Source organism: Paenibacillus sp. J22P51 (genome assembly GCF_059692215.1).
This window is the reverse complement of record NZ_JCAUAZ010000003.1, coordinates 469,259-488,088: the sequence shown is the minus strand read 5'-3', so window position 1 is coordinate 488,088 and position 18,830 is coordinate 469,259. Positions and strand designations below refer to the sequence as shown.

15 protein-coding genes are annotated in these 18,830 nt (G+C 42.9%); all 15 read right to left on the bottom strand.

Going from position 1 to position 18,830, the window contains the following annotated elements; genetic code table 11:
* Window positions 1-4: 4 nt before the first annotated feature.
* Window positions 5-2,923 (bottom strand): translation initiation factor IF-2, encoded by a 2,919-nt coding sequence (gene infB, locus AC58QC_RS10490; RefSeq protein ID WP_497415088.1) that lies wholly within the window; start codon window positions 2,921-2,923, stop codon window positions 5-7.
* Window positions 2,913-3,242, bottom strand: a complete 330-nt coding sequence (locus AC58QC_RS10485; protein ID WP_497264170.1) for a L7Ae/L30e/S12e/Gadd45 family ribosomal protein — start codon at window positions 3,240-3,242, stop codon at window positions 2,913-2,915. Before AC58QC_RS10485 ends, infB begins: the two co-directional genes overlap by 11 nt.
* Entirely contained in the window at window positions 3,232-3,546 is a 315-nt protein-coding gene (gene rnpM / locus AC58QC_RS10480) for an RNase P modulator RnpM (RefSeq protein ID WP_065853834.1), read from the bottom strand. The genes AC58QC_RS10485 and rnpM overlap by 11 nt, the downstream gene beginning before the upstream one ends.
* Before the next feature lie 29 nt (window positions 3,547-3,575).
* The gene (nusA, locus tag AC58QC_RS10475; RefSeq protein ID WP_497264169.1) at window positions 3,576-4,673 is read right to left on the bottom strand and encodes a transcription termination factor NusA; all 1,098 of its coding nucleotides are present in this window, start codon (window positions 4,671-4,673) and stop codon (window positions 3,576-3,578) included.
* A 36-nt stretch (window positions 4,674-4,709) separates the two neighbouring features.
* The gene (rimP, locus tag AC58QC_RS10470; protein ID WP_497415087.1) at window positions 4,710-5,174 is read right to left on the bottom strand and encodes a ribosome maturation factor RimP; all 465 of its coding nucleotides are present in this window, start codon (window positions 5,172-5,174) and stop codon (window positions 4,710-4,712) included.
* A 316-nt stretch (window positions 5,175-5,490) separates the two neighbouring features.
* A complete protein-coding gene (locus AC58QC_RS10465; RefSeq protein ID WP_497415086.1) occupies window positions 5,491-9,801 on the bottom strand; it encodes a PolC-type DNA polymerase III in 4,311 nt (1,436 codons plus the stop codon).
* Window positions 9,802-9,866: 65 nt separating this feature from the next.
* On the bottom strand, window positions 9,867-11,315 hold the full coding sequence (proS, locus tag AC58QC_RS10460) for a proline--tRNA ligase (RefSeq protein ID WP_497415085.1): 1,449 nt from the start codon (window positions 11,313-11,315) through the stop codon (window positions 9,867-9,869).
* Window positions 11,316-11,336: 21 nt separating this feature from the next.
* Entirely contained in the window at window positions 11,337-12,596 is a 1,260-nt protein-coding gene (gene rseP, locus AC58QC_RS10455; RefSeq protein WP_497415084.1) for an RIP metalloprotease RseP, read from the bottom strand.
* Between the two features lie 271 nt (window positions 12,597-12,867).
* Complete coding sequence (locus tag AC58QC_RS10450) at window positions 12,868-14,013, bottom strand: 1-deoxy-D-xylulose-5-phosphate reductoisomerase (protein ID WP_497415083.1); 1,146 nt, start codon at window positions 14,011-14,013, stop codon at window positions 12,868-12,870.
* Window positions 14,014-14,037: 24 nt separating this feature from the next.
* Window positions 14,038-14,832, bottom strand: coding sequence for a phosphatidate cytidylyltransferase (locus AC58QC_RS10445; RefSeq protein ID WP_497415082.1), 795 nt, complete (start codon window positions 14,830-14,832; stop codon window positions 14,038-14,040).
* 77 nt (window positions 14,833-14,909) lie between these two features.
* Entirely contained in the window at window positions 14,910-15,683 is a 774-nt protein-coding gene (gene uppS / locus AC58QC_RS10440) for an undecaprenyl pyrophosphate synthase (protein WP_497415081.1), read from the bottom strand.
* A 67-nt stretch (window positions 15,684-15,750) separates the two neighbouring features.
* Window positions 15,751-16,305, bottom strand: coding sequence for a ribosome recycling factor (gene frr, locus AC58QC_RS10435; protein WP_056625017.1), 555 nt, complete (start codon window positions 16,303-16,305; stop codon window positions 15,751-15,753).
* 3 nt (window positions 16,306-16,308) lie between these two features.
* On the bottom strand, window positions 16,309-17,034 hold the full coding sequence (pyrH, locus tag AC58QC_RS10430) for a UMP kinase (RefSeq protein ID WP_497415080.1): 726 nt from the start codon (window positions 17,032-17,034) through the stop codon (window positions 16,309-16,311).
* 90 nt (window positions 17,035-17,124) lie between these two features.
* Window positions 17,125-17,775, bottom strand: a complete 651-nt coding sequence (gene tsf, locus AC58QC_RS10425) for a translation elongation factor Ts (RefSeq protein ID WP_497415079.1) — start codon at window positions 17,773-17,775, stop codon at window positions 17,125-17,127.
* Between the two features lie 116 nt (window positions 17,776-17,891).
* A complete protein-coding gene (rpsB, locus tag AC58QC_RS10420) occupies window positions 17,892-18,590 on the bottom strand; it encodes a 30S ribosomal protein S2 (protein WP_056625008.1) in 699 nt (232 codons plus the stop codon).
* Window positions 18,591-18,830: the final 240 nt, after the last annotated feature.

The following is an 18,830-nucleotide window of genomic DNA, read 5'->3' as shown; positions in this document are numbered from 1 at the left end:
ATTATCACCTCTCAACGGACTCCATGATAAAGGCTTCAATGATGTCGCCCTCTTTAATATCATGATAACGCTCAAGAGATATACCACATTCGTAGCCTTGTGCAACTTCTTTTTGATCATCCTTGAATCGTTTCAAGGAATCAATTTTGCCTTCATGAACAACGATTCCACTACGAACTAAGCGGGTTTGCGCATTACGAGCAATTTTGCCTGAAGTTACATAACAACCAGCAATCGTTCCTGAACCCGTAATTTTGAAAACGTTACGAACTTCGGCTTGACCAAGAACAACTTCTTTGAAGATTGGATCCAGCATGCCTTTCATAGCTTGCTCGATTTCTTCAATGACATTGTAAATGATGTTATGCAGACGGATATCAACTTTCTCTTGATCAGCTGTTGCTTTTGCAGCAGGCTCAGGACGAACGTTAAATCCAATAATAATCGCATTTGATGCAGAAGCAAGAATAATATCAGACTCTGTTACTGCGCCAACGCCATTGTGAAGAATTTTAACGCGAACACCCTCAACTTCAATTTTCTCAAGAGAGGATTTCAGCGCTTCAACAGATCCTTGAACGTCACCCTTGATAATGACATTCAGATCTTTCACTTCACCCTCTTTAATATGTTTAAAGAGATCTTCAAGTGTAACGCGAGAATTAGCTGTCATCTCGGATTGACGAAGTGCAATCGCACGACGGTCAGCAATGTCTCTTGCTTTACGCTCATCTTCATATGCCAAGAATGGATCCCCTGCTTGAGGAACTTCGGTCAGACCGGTGATTTCAACTGGTGTTGAAGGACCCGCTTCTTTCAATCGTTTACCTTTATCGTTCACGATCGCACGAACACGACCGAAGCATACACCGGCAACGAAGCTATCTCCAACTTTCAAAGTACCATGCTGGATTAGGATTCTAGCCACTGGCCCTCTTCCTTTATCCAATTCAGCCTCAATGACAGTCGCTCTAGCACGCTTGTTCGGGTTAGCTTTGTACTCTTGTACTTCAGCCACGAGCAAGATCATTTCAAGCAAGTTTTCGAGACCGATACGTTGTTTTGCGGAAATTTCGCAGAAAATTGTATCGCCGCCCCACTCTTCCGGAACTAACTCGTAAGCCGTAAGAGCTTGCTTGATTTGATCAGGATTAGCGCCTTCTTTATCAATCTTGTTCACAGCGACAATGATTGGTACACCAGCCGCTTTAGCATGACTAATCGCTTCTACGGTTTGTGGCATTACACCGTCATCTGCTGCAACAACGATAATCGTAATATCCGTAACTTGAGCACCGCGGGCACGCATGGTTGTAAACGCTTCGTGACCAGGTGTATCCAAGAACGTAATTTTCTTATGATTAACTTCAACTTGATAAGCACCAATGTGCTGTGTGATTCCGCCTGCTTCGCCTTCTGTTACACTCGTTTTACGAATGGCATCAAGCAAAGTTGTTTTACCGTGATCGACGTGACCCATGATCGTAACAACAGGTGGACGCTCTAGCAAATCAGCCTCGTCATCGATTTCTTCGAAAGTTTCGAAGTTATCTTCTTCGACTTTGATCTTAATTTCAACTTCAACGCCAAATTCAGTCGCAATCAATTGAATGGTTTCCAAATCTAGCTCTTGGTTGATCGTTGCCATTGTTCCAAGGAACAAAAGCTTTTTAATCACTTCAGAAGCATCTTTGTGAAGCAATTTCGCTGTTTCACCAACAGTCATATTGCCACGAACAATGATTTTCTTAGGTGTGTTATCCACTTTTTCTTTCTTAACCATATCTTGTTGGTAACGACCTCTGTTGTTTCCGCGTTGATTGCCTCTGTTGTTGCCACCAGGACCACGATTGCCGCCAGATCTGTTATCATCAAAACGTTTCGGCGTTGGTTTGGATTTCTTTGTTGTAATGATCCCAGCTTTTGCTGCTGCATCGTCCAACTCAGCTGCAGTTGCGCCTACATGGAATTGCGGCTTCGCTTCTTGAACAACCGGTCTTCCGCTTTGGTTATTGTTGCGGTTCTCAAATGGCTTGGACTGACGATTAGGGCCAGCACTGCGGTTTGGACTGGATTGAGGACGTCCGCTGTTCGCGCTTTGACCACTAACTGCTCCTGGGCCTCCTGCACCTTGATTAGGACGGGTACCTGCATAGTTACTATTCGTACGTGGCGCTCCGCCTTGTCCTTGTCCTTGGCTATAGCCTTGGCTAGCTGGACGGCTGCTGTTGTATCCACCACTGCTACCACCTGCTGGACGTTGTCCACCTGGGTTGGAACCCTGGTAACCCGTACGTTGTCCGCCTTGGCTTGAACCTTGGCCAGCTGGACGTTGTCCACCCGGATTGGAACCTTGGTAACCCGTACGTTGTCCACCTTGGCTGGATCCTTGACCATTTGGACGTCCACCATTCGGATTGGAGCCTTGATAGCCCGTACGTTGTCCGCTTTGGCTGCTAGGACGATTACCGCCCTGGTAGTTGCTGCTTTGACCACTTGGACGTGACTGTGGTGGGCGACTTGATGTGTTTTGTGTAGACTGACCTTGCGCTGGAGTAACTGCACCCGTTGTAGTCGTTGGTTGACTACTTGATTGTTCCGAAACTGCTGACGGCTTAGCCGCCGGAGTTACTGCACCTTTATTCTCTTGTGCTGGAGCCTGCGATGCAGGATTCTGATTCGTCGTAGATGAACTCACATTTCCTCCGTCCGTAGCTGCTCGTTTGGCAGCCGCATTAGCTTTAATATCTCTAAAAAACTTTTCCACACTGCTAACCGCGTCATTCTCCATTACACTCATATGGTTGTTAACAGGTATATTTAATCGTTTGAGAATGGTAATAATTTCTTTGCTGCTCATATTGAGCTGCTTCGCGTATTCGTACACGCGTGTCTTGTCTTTATTATCTTGTTTATTGGTCAATATGTTTCACCTCCGCAGGATTTTCTTGACTCTTCTGCAGCATCTGCGCGAAGCCTCCGTCCAATACACCTATGGTGACACGCATTTCTTTCCCAATGCTGCGGCCCAATTCATACTTTGTACCGATTTCCATGAGTTTCACCCCATAAAATTGGCATTTATCTTGAAATTTCTTACGTGTATTAGCTGAAGCGTCCTCCGCCATGATAACAAGCTTGGCTTCACCCGCGCGAATTGCTTTGAATACACCTTCATCGCCCGTTACGAGCTTTCCGGCTCTCATTGCCAATCCTAATTGATTAAAAAATTTAGGATTCATCTTCCGATTCCTCCTCTTTCGAAGATAGGAATTCATCTTCCACACGAATGAAATCTTGTTCCAGTTGGTCATAAATATCTGCGCCTACGGCATGCTTCAGAGCTCTATCCAGGGCTTTGCTTTTCTTTGCCAATTTAAAACAAGAAACTTTACCGCACAGGTAGGCACCGCGCCCAGACTTCTTTCCCTTGAGATCAATGAGAATGTCATCCTCAGGCGTTTTGACGACGCGGATCAAGTCCCTCTTCGGCATCATTTCCTGACAGGCAACGCATTTTCTCAGAGGGATTTTTCTCTGCTTCATTCCGATCACCCCTTGTTCCTAACAAAAACTTAATCGATGCTAATCGAATCCTGATGCATCTCTTCCGAGTAAGTTTTCACTCTACCATATTCTTGTTCTGCTTGTGTTTCGCTCTTGATATCGATTTTCCAGCCAGTTAGCTTAGCCGCTAACCGTGCGTTCTGCCCTTTAATCCCAATTGCCAAAGAAAGCTGATAATCAGGCACAATGACGCGCGCCATTTTTTCATTTTCATGAATTTGAACTTCAAGCACTTTAGAAGGGCTAAGGGCATTCGCCACGTACTCTTCAACGCTCTCCATCCAGCGAACGATATCAATTTTCTCACCGCGCAGTTCAGTAACGATCGTTTGAACACGTAATCCTTTAGGACCAACACAAGAACCTACTGGATCAACCTCAGGATTGCGAGAATGAACAGCAATCTTCGAACGGAAGCCTGCTTCACGTGCAACGGAACGAATCTCAACTACACCATCAAAAATTTCAGGCACTTCAAGCTCAAATAAACGCTTTAACAAACCTGGATGTGTTCTTGACAAAATAATTTGAGGACCCTTGGTCGTGTTCTCGACTTTTGTGATATACGCTTTAATACGATCTCCCTGCTTGAACTTATCCGTAGGCATAAGCTCCGTAAGAGGAAGAACAGCTTCTACTTTACCCAGGTCAACATAAATATTACGTTGATCTTGACGCTGTAGGATACCTGTTACGATATCTTCTTCTTTATCGATAAAAGCATTATAAATTAAGCCACGCTCGGCTTCGCGGATACGTTGCGTTACGACCTGTTTAGCGGTTTGTGCTGCAATACGTCCAAAATCACGAGGCGTCACTTCAATTTCAACAATATCATCCAATTGGTAGTTTGGATTAATTTCACGCGAAGCATGCACAGAAATTTCCAATCTCGGATCCAATACTTCCTCTGTAACGGTTTTTCGTGCATATACCTTGATAAGACCCGTATGTCGATTGATATCCACACGCACGTTCTGTGCCGTGTTGAAATTACGTTTATAACTTGAAATCATCGCCGCTTCAATAGCATCAATGAGTAGCTCCTTGGAGATACCCTTCTCACGTTCAATTTCCGACAGCGCTTCAATAAAATCCGTGTTCATTTGAACTGAGTCCCCCCCTTCAATAAGTAACGATCACTAAAATACGATAGCTAGACGTGCGCTTGCGACTTTAGCCACCGATATGCTGATTTTCTTTTTACCAATCTCAATCACGAGAACTTCCTCGTCATAAGACAGCAACAATCCTTCAAATTCCTTAGAACCATCGATCGGCTCATACGTGGTAACAAATACGTGACTATTCACGGCTTTATAAAAATCTTGTGTTTTCTTGAGCGGACGTTCTGCCCCTGGTGAAGAAACTTCCAAGAAATAAGCATCAGTAATCGGATCTTTCTCATCCAATTGAACACTTAAGTATTCACTGATGCGGCCGCAATCATCTATATCAATTCCGCCTTCTTTGTCAGCATAGACACGAAGGAACCAATTGCTGCCCTCTTTGACATATTCAATATCAACGATTTCAAACCCATTTTGTTCAACAAAATCCTTCAGCATGTCCTCAATGATGGATTTGATTTGCTCTTGTGTAGCCACAGATATGTGTACCTCCTAAATTGACTTCTCCTAGTCGTAACCGGAAAAGTCCTATATCAAAATGTAAAGAGTGGGTTTCCCCACTCTTTAATCACAAGATGATATCCTCATTATTGCCAATAAAAATTATACCATAACCATTCTTTGCATTACAATAGCAAACTTGTTAATCATTTTCACTTGACAGCTAAAAGTTTTTCAAAGAAAAACTGACTTCGTAAGCATCTACTTTAAAGTTTTTCGCGGAAAAACTGGCTTTGAAAGCATCCATTTTAAGGCATCCTTTAGGAAACTTGCTTCGGAAGCATACATCTCACTAGAACAATGAAAGTTGATTGGATTCAGGCAACCCGCGGAAGCATCCCATTTGACTCAACAATTCAATCACCGTTTTGGAAGCTTTGGAACGATTCTGGAAATCCTCAATAGATAAGAAATCCCCTTCATCCTTAGCGGCAGCAATGTTTTTCGCAGCACTTTCACCTATCCCCGACATCGCAGCAAAAGGAGGAATTAAGGAAGTACCATCGATGATAAACTTTGTGGCGTCAGAACGATATATATCAATTGGCTTGAAGCTAAACCCGCGTGATGTCATTTCTAATGACATTTCAAGAATGGAAACCATAGCTTTCTCTTTCGGAAGTGCTTGGAAACCTTTTTCCTCAATCTCGATCAATTTTCTAAGAATAGCCTCATAGCCTTGGCAAAGCAGTTCAAGATCAAAGTCCGCCGCACGAACACTAAAGTAAGTAGCATAGTAAGCGATTGGGTGATATACCTTGAAGTAGGCCGTTCGAACAGCAGAGATTACGTAAGCGGCAGCATGCGCTTTAGGAAACATATATTCAATCCGTTCGCAGGATTCAATATACCACGCAGGAACATTACAGCGTTTCATCTCATCTTTCCACTCGTCGGTTAGCCCCTTCCCTTTACGAACGCTCTCCGTAATTTTAAAAGCAAGACCTGCATCCATACCCGCTTTATAAATCAAATAGAGCATGATATCATCCCGACAACCGATAACTGTCTTAATGTTACAAATTCCTTTTTTGATGAGCTCCTGTGCGTTCCCTAACCAAACACCCGTTCCATGTGACAACCCTGAAATTTGCAATAAATCGGCAAAAGAAGAAGGCTGTGTTTCTTGAAGCATCTGACGAACGAATTTGGTACCCATCTCGGGAACCCCATACGTAGCAACCGGGGAACGGATCTGATCAGGTCTTACTCCGAGAGCATCCGTAGAATTGAAAATACTCATGGCTTTCGCATCATTCATAGGAATGGTAGTCGGATCGATACCTGTCAAATCCTGAAGCATCCTCATCATCGTCGGATCGTCGTGTCCTAGAATATCTAATTTAAGCAAGTTCGCATCGAAGGCGTGATAGTCAAAATGAGTCGTCATCCATTCCGAGTTTTTATCATCGGCCGGAAATTGAACCGGCGTGATATCATCAACCTCAATATAATCCGGAACTACGACAATACCCCCTGGATGCTGCCCTGTACTTCTTTTTACTCCTGTACACCCTGACGCCAATCGTGCAATTTCTGCTCCGCGCCATTTCTGACCTTGTTCTTCTTCATACTTCTTTACAAATCCGAAAGCGGTTTTCTCTGCGACAGTACCAATAGTCCCTGCCCGGAATACATTCTTAGGTCCAAAAATCTCCTTCGTGAAATTATGAGCAACGGGCTGATAAACACCGGAGAAGTTCAAATCGATATCGGGAACTTTATCCCCTTTAAAGCCTAGGAACGTTTCGAACGGAATGTCATGTCCATCCCCTTTTAAATTTCCGCCACAGGAAGGACATACTTTATTAGGTAAGTCGAAACCACTCGGAACGCTTCCGTCAAGGAACCACTCACTATGCCTACAGGAAAGACAAATATAGTGAGGAGGCAATGGATTAACCTCGGATATCCCCAACATCATCGCAACAACAGAAGACCCAACCGATCCCCGTGAACCCACGAGATAGCCGTCCGCATTCGATTTTTTCACGAGACGTTCAGAAATCAAATAGTTGGCAGAGAATCCGAATTTAATGATTGGAACAAGCTCTTTCTCTAATCGAGCAATAATCACTTCTGGCAGCTCTTCCCCATACATACTTTTCGCAGTATCATAGCATGTTGTACGAATCTCTTCGTCAGCACCTTCGATTATAGGTGTGAAAAGCTTATCCGGGAAAAGTTCGATGGATTCAAAACGATCTGCAAGATCATTCGTACTGCGAATGACCACCTCAATTGCCTTCTCTTCACCTAAAAACTTAAACTCTTCCAGCATCTCCTTGGTTGTGCGGAAATGCGCATCCGGCTTCTTCATCGCTTTCAATGGACTAAAACCTGTTATCCCATTAATCGTGATGTCACGACATACTTTTTCCCGCGGATTGAGATAATGAACGTTACCTGTCGCAATGACTGGTTTACCCGTTTTATAACCAATTTCACATACGCGCCGAACGGCATTCTCGAGATCTTCGACAGATCCTACCAGCCCCTTTTCAACGAGATGCATGTTATAGCTAACTGGCTGAATTTCTAGGATGTCATAAAATTCCGAAACTTGCTCGGCTTCTTCAATTGATTTATTAAGAACAGCTTCGAAAAACTCCCCTTTTTCACAACCAGAGGTAATCAATAGCCCCTCTCTATGCTCAACTAACACACTCTTGGGAATCGTCGCCGCTCGCTGTAGATAAGTTGTATGGGACATCGAGATCAGTTTGAATAAATTCTTCTTACCTACTGCATTTAGTGCATATACACAGCAATGAAATGGACGTTGATTGGACAAATCTTTACCTACATAGTCATTCAATTTCGCTAGGCTCGTAATCTGACGATCATTAGCCTCATTAATTAAATGATAAAGCACATAACCCAAAGCAATCGAGTCATCAATCGCACGGTGATGATTATCAAGACCTACTTTAAATTTATCTGATAGTGTATTTAAACGATGATTTTTCATGGATGGGAAGAGAAATCTCGCAAGCTCCAGCGTATCAAGCACCGAATTCGTAACCTCTGGCAGGTTCATCCGCTTTAAATTCGTTTGAAGAAAGCCCATATCGAATCGCGCATTATGCGCAACAAGTACGCAATCCCCAATAAACTCAACAAACTTAGGTAGCTCGTCCTCAATGTCCGGAGCATCCTTCACCATATCATCATTGATATTCGTTAATTGCTGGATGTTATACGGGATCTTTTCATGCGGATTAATGAAGGTGGCGAACCGATCGATTTCTTTGCCATCCTGCATTTTCACACCGGCTAGCTCGATAATGCGATTATTGGTTACCGATAGACCCGTGGTCTCCACGTCGAAAATAACATAGGTCGCTTGTTTCAAATCGATATCTCGACCATTCATAACAATCGGTACTGAATCATTAACAACATTCGCTTCAACGCCAAAAATCACTTTAATACCATGCTTTTTGGCCGCTTTACCCGCATCAGGAAAACATTGAATATTACTATGATCTGTCACAGCGATCGCTTTATGTCCCCATTTGGCCGCCATCTTCACATAATGATCTATAGGGGTCAACGCGTCCATTGTACTCATCGTAGTGTGCAAATGGAACTCTACACGCTTCTCAGCAGCATCATCCATACGATCCCTTGGAGCCATAACTTCATAGAGATCATTCGGGATCATCACTAGCTCAGGAATAGGCATGAAACGATCATACTCTACTTTCCCTCTAGCTCGAATCCAAGTACCATTAGCAAGAAGGCTCATGATCTTCACGTCATCTTTGGTCTTGGCAAAAACCTTCATAGCGAGTGAATCGCTGAAATCCGTAATGTTAAACGTAAATAGGGTGTTCCCATTTCTTAATTCCTTAACATCCAGCCCAAAAACAGTTCCTTGTACCGCAATTTTCTTCTCTTCTTCTTGAATATCCTTCAGAGGCGTTGGAACTTCCTTTATATCAATACCCATGACTAGCTTCAAATCACCCTCTGGCAAAGAGGACTCTTCTTCCTCCATGTCGATGGACATCATGATTTCTTGGGTGTATGTTTTCTCACCTTGTTCACGTTGCTTCGCAAATTTCTCATACTCCGCAACGATTTCAGTCGAATCACTCATAGCATATTTGATAGATAATTCCGTTTGGAAAAAATTATGGAAAAAGTTTCGAATAAACATATCGATATTTTTTTTCTTCGCTAGCTCAAGACCAATTGCATCCAGCATAACCAATGAAAGTGCATGCCCCTGTACATCGAACTTTGCCTTCGACATCCAGCCATTTACAGAGGGTACTTCCCGCTGCAGCCATTCCATAAATAAACCCCAGTACTCTTCAACAAGATCGGCTGGTTCAGCCTGCTCGAACTTCCAAATAAAGCGAATTTTTGCGATTTGCGCGAATTTCTCTTGAATCATTTTACAAAATGAACGATAAATGTTCAGAGGCACAAGGTCATTTTTAACCAAATAGAACGTCCAATCGCGATTTTTTCGACTAATTTCTACTTGATCAATGTACCCTTCTGCAAAATATGACCGTACAACATCGGCTGGAATCTCGGCTTGCTGCATCAAAAGCTCAAAGCGATTCCGTTTATCAGCCAAATTACTCATGAACAGCCTCCCCATAAACATACCAAGGGCAATGGAGTTAGACCTCCATATGCCCTTGATTGTAATTAATAGCTTCGACCAAAGACAACCGTATGTTTAGCAGCTTCGCCGCACACAAGACAAGTCGATTTGGTTTCGGATGGTGTGAACGGGATATTACGACTTGTTGCTCCTGTTTCTTCCTTCACTTGCGATTCGCAAGCGTCAGATCCACACCAGCCAGCCAAGGCAAATCCGCGTTTCGTCTCCAAAAACGTCTTAAATTCATCGATCGTATCTACCGCAATATAATGCTCGTCACGGAATTGCTTCGCTTTATCATACATCTGCTGATGAATCTCAGCAAGCATATTTTGAACTTCTTGCACGAAGTCAGCTTGTTGAACGATTTTCTTCTCTCCACTTACACGAGAAACAAGAACAACTACCCCATTTTCCATGTCACGAGGCCCTAGTTCAACACGAATCGGAACACCGCGCATCTCGTACTCGTTGAATTTCCAACCAGGACTTTGATCCGCACGATCATCTACTTTGACGCGAACGCCGGCTTTTTTCAACTCGGCAAAAAGCTCGTCCACACGCCCAATAACCTGTTCACGCGTCTTTGGAGGTCCAATTGGAATCATGATGACTTGCGTAGGTGCAACCTTCGGAGGTAGAACTAGGCCGCGATCATCCCCGTGAACCATGATAAGAGCACCGATTAATCGTGTACTAACTCCCCATGAAGTTGTGTGAGCAAATTGATGTTGATTCTCACGATCTAAGAATTTGATATCAAAGGCAACAGCAAAATTCGTTCCGAGGTAGTGTGACGTACCGGCTTGAACCGCTTTCCCATCTTTCATCATCGCTTCAATGGAGAACGTATCGATTGCACCCGCAAATTTCTCGGATGGCGTCTTTTGACCTACAATAACTGGGATCGCTAGGAAATCTTCTGCAAACTGACGATACACATCAAGCATTTGCATGGTTTCGCGGCGAGCATCCTGCTCGTCCTCATGAGCTGTATGCCCTTCCTGCCACAAAAACTCAGTTGTACGAAGGAATGGAAGCGTCCGCTTCTCCCAACGAACCACGTTCGCCCATTGATTAATCAGCAACGGTAGATCACGATAGGAATTAATCCACTCGGCATACATATGACCGATCATCGTTTCGGAGGTTGGACGAATTGCCAGACGCTCTTCTAACTTCTCTCCACCAGCTTCAGTTACCCAAGGCAGCTCTGGATTAAAGCCCTCAACGTGCTCTTTTTCCTTTTGGAAAAAGCTCTCCGGGATAAACAACGGGAAGTATGCATTGCGATGTCCCGTTTCTTTGAATTTGCTATCTAGCTCACGCTGAATATTTTCCCAAATCTCGTAACCATCCGGTTTAAATACGATACATCCACGTACCGGAGAATAACTCATCAAATCTGCTTTCTTAATGACATCTATGTACCATCGGGAGAAATCTTCTCCCTGCGGTGTAATTTCTTTGACAAATTGCTTATCGTTTGACATAAACCCTCCCACAAATTAGGACTAGCCCTTAATCAATCGTAAAATATCATTGTACGTAACTGCTACCATTAGCAGCATTAGCAATGCAAACCCGACAAAGTGAACCATACTCTCTCGATTCGGATCAATCGGTTTACCTCTCAATGCTTCTAAGCCCATAAAGAGTAGACGACTTCCGTCTAGAGCTGGAATTGGCAATAAATTGAAAATACCAAGATACAAGCTTAATGTAGCTGCCCAAGAAATTAAGTAGGTCAGTCCCATTTTGGCAAATTCAGCTGATACCTGAGCAGTTCTAACCGGACCGCCGAGATCATCAAGTTTGAACTGCAGCATGACAAGCTTCTGCAAGCCCGTTACAATTCCTATGGTTGTACCTACAACTTGGTCATACGTCCCAGTAAATACTTCACCAAGCGTTGCACTTCTACGATCACCGCTAATGACAACACCAAGCTTGCCTGCTCCTGCTTCCATTTCAGGTGTTACTTGGAGTGTAATTGGATTGCCTGCACGATCAATGACCCATGTCATGGGTTTCCCTGCAGAGGATTGTATCGCGGTAACGAGTTTCTCGCGATCATCCCCGATAGGCTGCTTATCAATGGACATGATAATGTCGCCCTTCAGTAGTCCAGACTTCTCACCTGCTTTGCCAGCAAGTACGGAATCCAGCTTCACATTCGTGAAAACTCCTGACATTATCACTACAATGAAGAATAGGACAATAGCCAAAATGAAATTCATCACAGGTCCCATAACGATTGCGAGTGCTCGCTTCCCTACCGATTTGGATCCAAATTGACGATCGTAAGGAGCGATTTGTGTTTCGGTACCTTTCGTAACCATCATCGCTTGAGGATCAATCGGGTAGGTCACTTTCTCTCCGTCGACATCAAGTGATAATCGAAGAGCTCTCTCTAAATCAATTTGTTCCACGACACCAATGATGACATTGGAACGTCGATCTAATTGATCAAGATATAAGAACGTTACTTGATTAAGTTTGTTTAATTTAATGGCAACCGTCTGTCCAGGATTTACTTGCACAATCTCCGGGTCTTCTCCAGCCATACGAACAAAGCCACCAATCGGTAAGATTCGTAACGTATATCGGGTCTCCCCTTTTTTATATGAGAAAATTTTGGGACCGAAGCCAATTGCAAATTCACGAACTAAAATACCTGCTCGTTTTGCAAAGTAAAAATGACCCCATTCATGAATCGTAACAAGAACGAAAAACAACAAAATAACCTTTAACCCAACTTCTATGGCCGACAAGTCGTATTTCCTCCTTCGGGTTTTCTTCAGAAAACTATCCTATGTACCAATGACCAGATGCTTTCAGTTAAAACCTACCTTCTAAGCATCAACTTAAGATCAGCTGTTCTTGTTCTTAGATTACCACTATTGAACTGCTGAATACAAGCTATGCCCGCTCAGGTCAGTATACGAAATCAGAGAAATAATTAGACTTCACTTACCAGTCCAGGTCTGGGAAATTGAAAAAAAAGAGCTGAGCCACGTAACTGACCTTAGCTCTTCCTAACATTTAGAAGCGGATTGATGCAGCAAATGATCTAGCCCATTGATCTTGCTCGTGAATGAACTCGAGTGTAGGATTCGCATAGACCTCATGTTTGTCCAACACTGCTTCAATAATATCTTCAATTTGTAAAAATGAAATGTCTCCCTTAAGAAAACGGGCCACCGCAATCTCGTTGGCAGCATTATAAACGGTAGGTGTTATTCCACCTTGTTTACCACTTTCAAACGCCATACGCAAACATGGGAATCGAGTGTAATCCATTTCACGGAAATGAAGCTTACCAATCGTTGCAAGGTCCAGTCTTGATGTTGGTGTCGGATAACGATCAGGATAGGTTAAAGCATATTGAATCGGAACCCTCATATCGGGATTACCTAATTGTGCAATGACACTATTATCCACAAATTCAACATAAGAATGAATGACGCTTTCTGGATGAAGTATGACATTGATATCTTCATATGACAACCCGAAAAGCCAATGTGCTTCGATCACTTCAAGTCCTTTGTTTACCATCGTAGCGGAGTCAATTGTAATTTTGGCACCCATGGACCAGTTCGGATGTTTGAGTGCGTCCTCCACTGTTACTCCCACTAATTGTTCCCGTGTACGATCACGGAAAGAACCGCCAGACGCTGTAATAGTAATCTGAGCGATTTGGGAAGACTTTTCACCATTCAAGCATTGAAAAATAGCAGAATGCTCACTATCAATAGGCAGCAACGCAACACCTTTACGAGCCACGGCTTCTGTTACGATATGACCAGCGCTTACTAATGTCTCTTTGTTGGCAAGTCCAATATCTTTACCTGCTTCAATCGCGGCTAAAGTAGGTTTTAAACCTTGACTACCAACGAGTGCACTCACAAGTAAATCTGCATCTGTGGAAGCAGCAACTTCTAATAGCCCTTCTTCACCATAAAGAACTTTGATACCTGAAGGTAGTTGACATGCAACCTCATCTGCCAATTCCTTTGTGGCAACCGACACAAGTTTGGGACGAAATTGTTTGGCCTGCTCAATAACGAGATCACGGTTATAACCAGCTGATATCGCTTCGACTTGAAACTTTTCAGGCGAATGTTGCACAATATCCAAGGTTTGAGTCCCAATGGATCCTGTTGATCCCAGGATGGCAATTTTCTTCATATGTTTCAACCCCGCTTATGAGAATTAGTTAGGAATTAAATCGAGCAGATAGATAAAAGGAAAAACGATTAACCAACTATCCATCCGATCGAGTACGCCGCCATGTCCTGGCAACAGTGTTCCCGTGTCTTTAATCCCTTTTACACGTTTATACGCGGATTGAATTAAATCACCAATTTGTCCTACTACAGCTATGACAAATCCTAATAATAATGCTTTCCCTACAGTAAGAAGATCTGGGGAATACCAGGCGAATCCTAACGCCAAAATCATTGCGATGACTACACCACCAATGGCGCCTTCAATAGACTTCTTAGGGCTAATTTGAGGCCACAGAGGGTGCTTACCAATCTTAGAACCGACAAAATACGCACCGGCATCAGATGCCCAAATACAAACGAATACCATAATCGTCCAAAATAAGCCATTTTCCGCCAATCGCGCCTCAATCATATAGTTAAAGCCAAATCCAATGTAAACGACACCAAGTAAAATCACGGATACTTGATCGATCGTAATTTTGTTTTTGGAGGCAACCGTGATAAAGAGCAGTAAAAACATGGCAAGCCATATAACTGCAGTAAACGACAATGTGAAGGTTACGCCTAACAGACCCCATGGAATCGTTAAACATAAAAGTGCTATGAGCCCTACAGCAGCTGTAAGTTTAAACGGCATATACCCATTCATTTGTAAATACTCGCGATATCCAATAATCGAAACCAGTACAATTAAACCTGCATACCACAAATTGCCGAGCACTAGAAGTGTAATAAATGCGAGACCGGCAATAACGCCTGTGATGATCCTTTGTTTCAAGTTGAATCCCCCTAGATGAACAACGTTTATCTCTAAGCCATCCTTTTTTAGTGACAAAACGATTACACAATCAGATGTCAAATACCACCGTATCTTCTCCCGCGGCGCTGATATTCAGCAATGGCTTGCATAAATAAGTCCTCTGTAAATTCTGGCCAATAGGCATCTGTGAACCATAATTCCGAATAAGCTAATTGCCACAACAAAAAATTACTTAAACGTAATTCCCCGCTCGTTCGAATTAACAAATCTGGGTCTGGTAAATCCGACGTTAACATGTAGGAAGAAAAGAGTGCTTCGTCCAATTCATCCGGCTTCAAGTTTCCACTTTGCAGGTCTTTCATCATATCCTGAACACCTGCCATGATTTCCTTACGTCCGCCATAATTTAAAGCAAAATTCAGAATGAGACCCGTGTTATCCTTCGTCCGCTCGATCGCACCTTCTATCGCTTTCAATGTATAGTCAGGTAAACCTTCCTTCCAACCGGTCATACGAATACGCACATTGTTCTGAATTAATTCTTCTATTTCCAATGGGAAAAATTCTTGTGGCAGCTTCATCAGAAATTCTACTTCATCTTTCGGTCGCTTCCAATTTTCCGTGGAGAAAGCATACATCGTCAATACTTTGACACCAATGTCATTGGCTGCCATCGTAATTTTCTTTACATTTTTCATGCCCGAATGATGACCTGCAACGCGAGGCAGGCCTCTCTGTTTGGCCCATCGGCCATTACCATCCATAATAATCGCAACATGTGCCGGGACTTTGTCCAGCTCTATCTCAAGGGCTGCCGCAGTTGCAGGCTTACGCGTTTGTTTTAACCATTTCTTAAATAGCTTGAGCACAATCGTTCCTCCCAACAGGGAAAGATGAAAAACCCCCAGCGAATGAATACCCGGGGGCATATCTATCTTATACTTCCATGATTTCTTTTTCTTTAGCAGCCAAAACTTTCTCAACTTCAGCTACGAATTTATCAGTGAATTTCTGAATATCCTCTTGATGCTTACGGGATTCATCTTCAGAAATACCTGCTTTCTCAAGCTTTTTAATTTCGTCGTTCGCGTCACGGCGAATGTTACGAATAGCAATTTTGGCTTCTTCGCCAAACTTTTTCGTCATTTTCACCAAGTCACTGCGACGTTCTTCTGTTAATGCGGGAATAACAATACGAATAACGATACCGTCATTCGATGGTGTTAAGCCTAGGTCAGACTTCATAATTGCCTTCTCGATAGAAGACATAGAGCTTTTATCCCATGGTTGAATGAGAAGTGTACGTGAATCTGGTGTAGTTAAATTAGCTAGTTGATTAACAGGGGTCATCGCACCATAGTATTCCACTTGAATGCGATCCAATAAAGATGGCGTAGCACGTCCCGCACGAAGGGAAGTTAAATCTCTTCTAAGCGCTCCAATAGCTTTGTCCATCCGATCTTCTGCGTTCTTCTTCACTGATTGCGGCATGGTTTATACACTCCCTTTAACTGTAGTCCCAATTTTATCGCCAAGGACCACTCGTTTGATATTCCCTTTTTCCGTGATGTTAAACACAACCAACGGAATGTTGTTATCCATACAAAGGGAAGATGCGGTGGAGTCCATGACACCAAGATTGTTACTAATAACTTCCATATAGGTTAACGTATCGAATTTCTTAGCTGTTGGATCTTTGAAAGGATCGGCCGAATAGACACCATCCACTTTATTTTTGGCCATAAGAATAACTTCAGCTTCAATCTCAGCAGCTCTTAAGGCAGCTGTTGTATCCGTGGAGAAGTAAGGGTTACCAGTACCCGCGGCAAAAATAACAACTCTACCCTTTTCAAGATGGCGCATAGCTCTCCTGCGTATGTAAGGTTCAGCGACTTGTTGCATAGTAATGGAGGACTGGACTCTTGTGGGTACCTCAATGTTTTCCAATGCATCCTGCAAAGCCAGTGAATTCATGACAGTTGCAAGCATCCCCATGTAATCCGCTGTTGCACGATCCATACCTTTCTCACTACCTGCGATTCCGCGCCAAATATTCCCGCCGCCAACAACGATAGCAACCTCAACATTTAATTCTACAACATCCTTCACTTGTTGAGCAATGGAGGTGATTACTTCTGAATCAATGCCATATCCCTGCTGTCCTGCTAAAGCTTCGCCGCTCAATTTAAGAACTATTCTTTTATAAAAAGGTTGACCCAACTTGTATGACCTCCGTTTCCATGCATAACTCCATGTCTTTAAGGGCTAAAAAAGAAGGAACACCAAGTGTTCCATCTTTTTGAATACCTATTATAGTTTAACTTGGGACATAACTTCTTCCGCAAAGTTTTCTTGTTTTTTCTCAAGACCTTCACCAAGACCGAAACGAACGAAACGACGAATGGAGATGTTCTCACCGATTGCAGCGACTTTCTCATTCAACAATTGGTCGATTGTTTTGTCTGGATCTTTAACGAATTGTTGCTCCATCAAGCAGAATTCTTCGTAGTATTTTCCAATACGACCTTCAACCATTTTATCAATGATTTTCTCTGGTTTACCTTCATTCAAAGCTTGGTTGCGAAGAATTTCTTTTTCTTTTTCCAAAGCTTCAGTTGGTACTTCTTCACGACGGACATAAATTGGGTTTGCTGCTGCAATGTGCATAGCAATGTCTCTGCAGAACGTTCTGAATTGCTCTGTTTTACCAACGAAGTCTGTTTCACAGTTGATCTCAACTAGAACGCCAACTTTACCGCCAGCGTGGATGTAAGATTCTACAGCGCCTTCTGTAGCGATACGTCCAGCTTTGTTAGCTGCTGCAGAAAGACCTTTTTCACGAAGAATTTCACCAGCTTTAGTGATATCGCCGTTTGCTTCTTCAAGTGCTTTCTTGCAATCTAACATTCCTGCACCTGTTCTTTCACGTAATTCTTTTACTTGTGCTGCTGTAACTGCCATTTAAGTAACCTCCTGAGAAATAGTTATTGTCTATATGTAACACCAGTTTATTCTTTAAAAAAAGGGTGGTGACAGGCTGTTACACCTTCCAACCACCCTTTTCACATTGCTATAATTTAAGCTGTTGTTTGCTCGCCTTGGTGTGCTTCGATAACTGCATCAGCAATTTTCGCTGTTAACAATTTAACTGCGCGGATTGCATCATCGTTACCTGGAATCACGTAATCAATTTCGTCTGGATCGCAGTTTGTATCAACGATACCAACGATTGGGATACCCAATTTACGAGCTTCTGCTACAGCAATACGCTCTTTGCGAGGATCGATAATGAAAAGTGCACTTGGCAAACCTTTCATGTTCTTGATTCCGCCTAGGAATTTCTCAAGACGCTCTTTCTCTTTGCGAAGAATGATAACTTCTTTCTTCGGAAGAACTTCGAAAGTGCCATCCTCTTCCCATCTTTCAAGAGTTTTCAAGCGATCGATACGTTTTTGAATCGTTTGGAAGTTAGTCAATGTACCACCCAACCAACGTTGGTTGATGAAGTACATGCCACAACGTTCTGCTTCTTCAGCAACGGAATCTTGGGCTTGTTTTTTAGTTCCTACGAAAAGGATTGTACCATTGTCTTCAGATACGGATTTAACAAAGTTGTAAGCTTCTTCAACTTTTTTAACCGTTTTTTGAAGATCGATGATGTAAATACCGTTTCTTTCAGTAAAGATATACTTGTCCATTTTCGGGTTCCAACGACGTGTTTGGTGACCGAAATGTACGCCAGCTTCTAAAAGCTGTTTCATGGAGATAACTGCCATCCCCAATCCCTCCTCTAAGTGGTTTATTTGGTATCCGCCGCCCCTCGCATCTTTGCATAAAACCTACAAAAGTAAGCACCATTATGCAAATTGACGGGCGTGAGTTTTTAACACCGTGAATAAATATACCACAACTGAAAACAAGGTGCAACCTTTTATCCTGAATGTCATTCTACCCTTGAAATGGATAGTTTATGTATAAGAATACAAACAAAAGATCTCTGTGAAAGATCCTTTTGG

Bases quoted from the DNA above. Each gene is read 5' to 3' on its own strand.
- AC58QC_RS10465 (WP_497415086.1), bottom strand. From the start codon at position 9,801: ATGAGTAATTTGGCTGATAAACGGAATCGCTTTGAGCTTTTGATGCAG.
- frr (WP_056625017.1), bottom strand. From the start codon at position 16,305: ATGCCGCAATCAGTGAAGAAGAACGCAGAAGATCGGATGGACAAAGCT.
- nusA (WP_497264169.1), bottom strand. From the start codon at position 4,673: ATGAACACGGATTTTATTGAAGCGCTGTCGGAAATTGAACGTGAGAAG.
- AC58QC_RS10450 (WP_497415083.1), bottom strand. From the start codon at position 14,013: ATGAAGAAAATTGCCATCCTGGGATCAACAGGATCCATTGGGACTCAA.
- rnpM (WP_065853834.1), bottom strand. From the start codon at position 3,546: ATGAAGCAGAGAAAAATCCCTCTGAGAAAATGCGTTGCCTGTCAGGAA.
- proS (WP_497415085.1), bottom strand. From the start codon at position 11,315: ATGTCAAACGATAAGCAATTTGTCAAAGAAATTACACCGCAGGGAGAA.
- AC58QC_RS10485 (WP_497264170.1), bottom strand. From the start codon at position 3,242: ATGAATCCTAAATTTTTTAATCAATTAGGATTGGCAATGAGAGCCGGA.
- tsf (WP_497415079.1), bottom strand. From the start codon at position 17,775: ATGGCAGTTACAGCAGCACAAGTAAAAGAATTACGTGAAAGAACAGGT.
- rpsB (WP_056625008.1), bottom strand. From the start codon at position 18,590: ATGGCAGTTATCTCCATGAAACAGCTTTTAGAAGCTGGCGTACATTTC.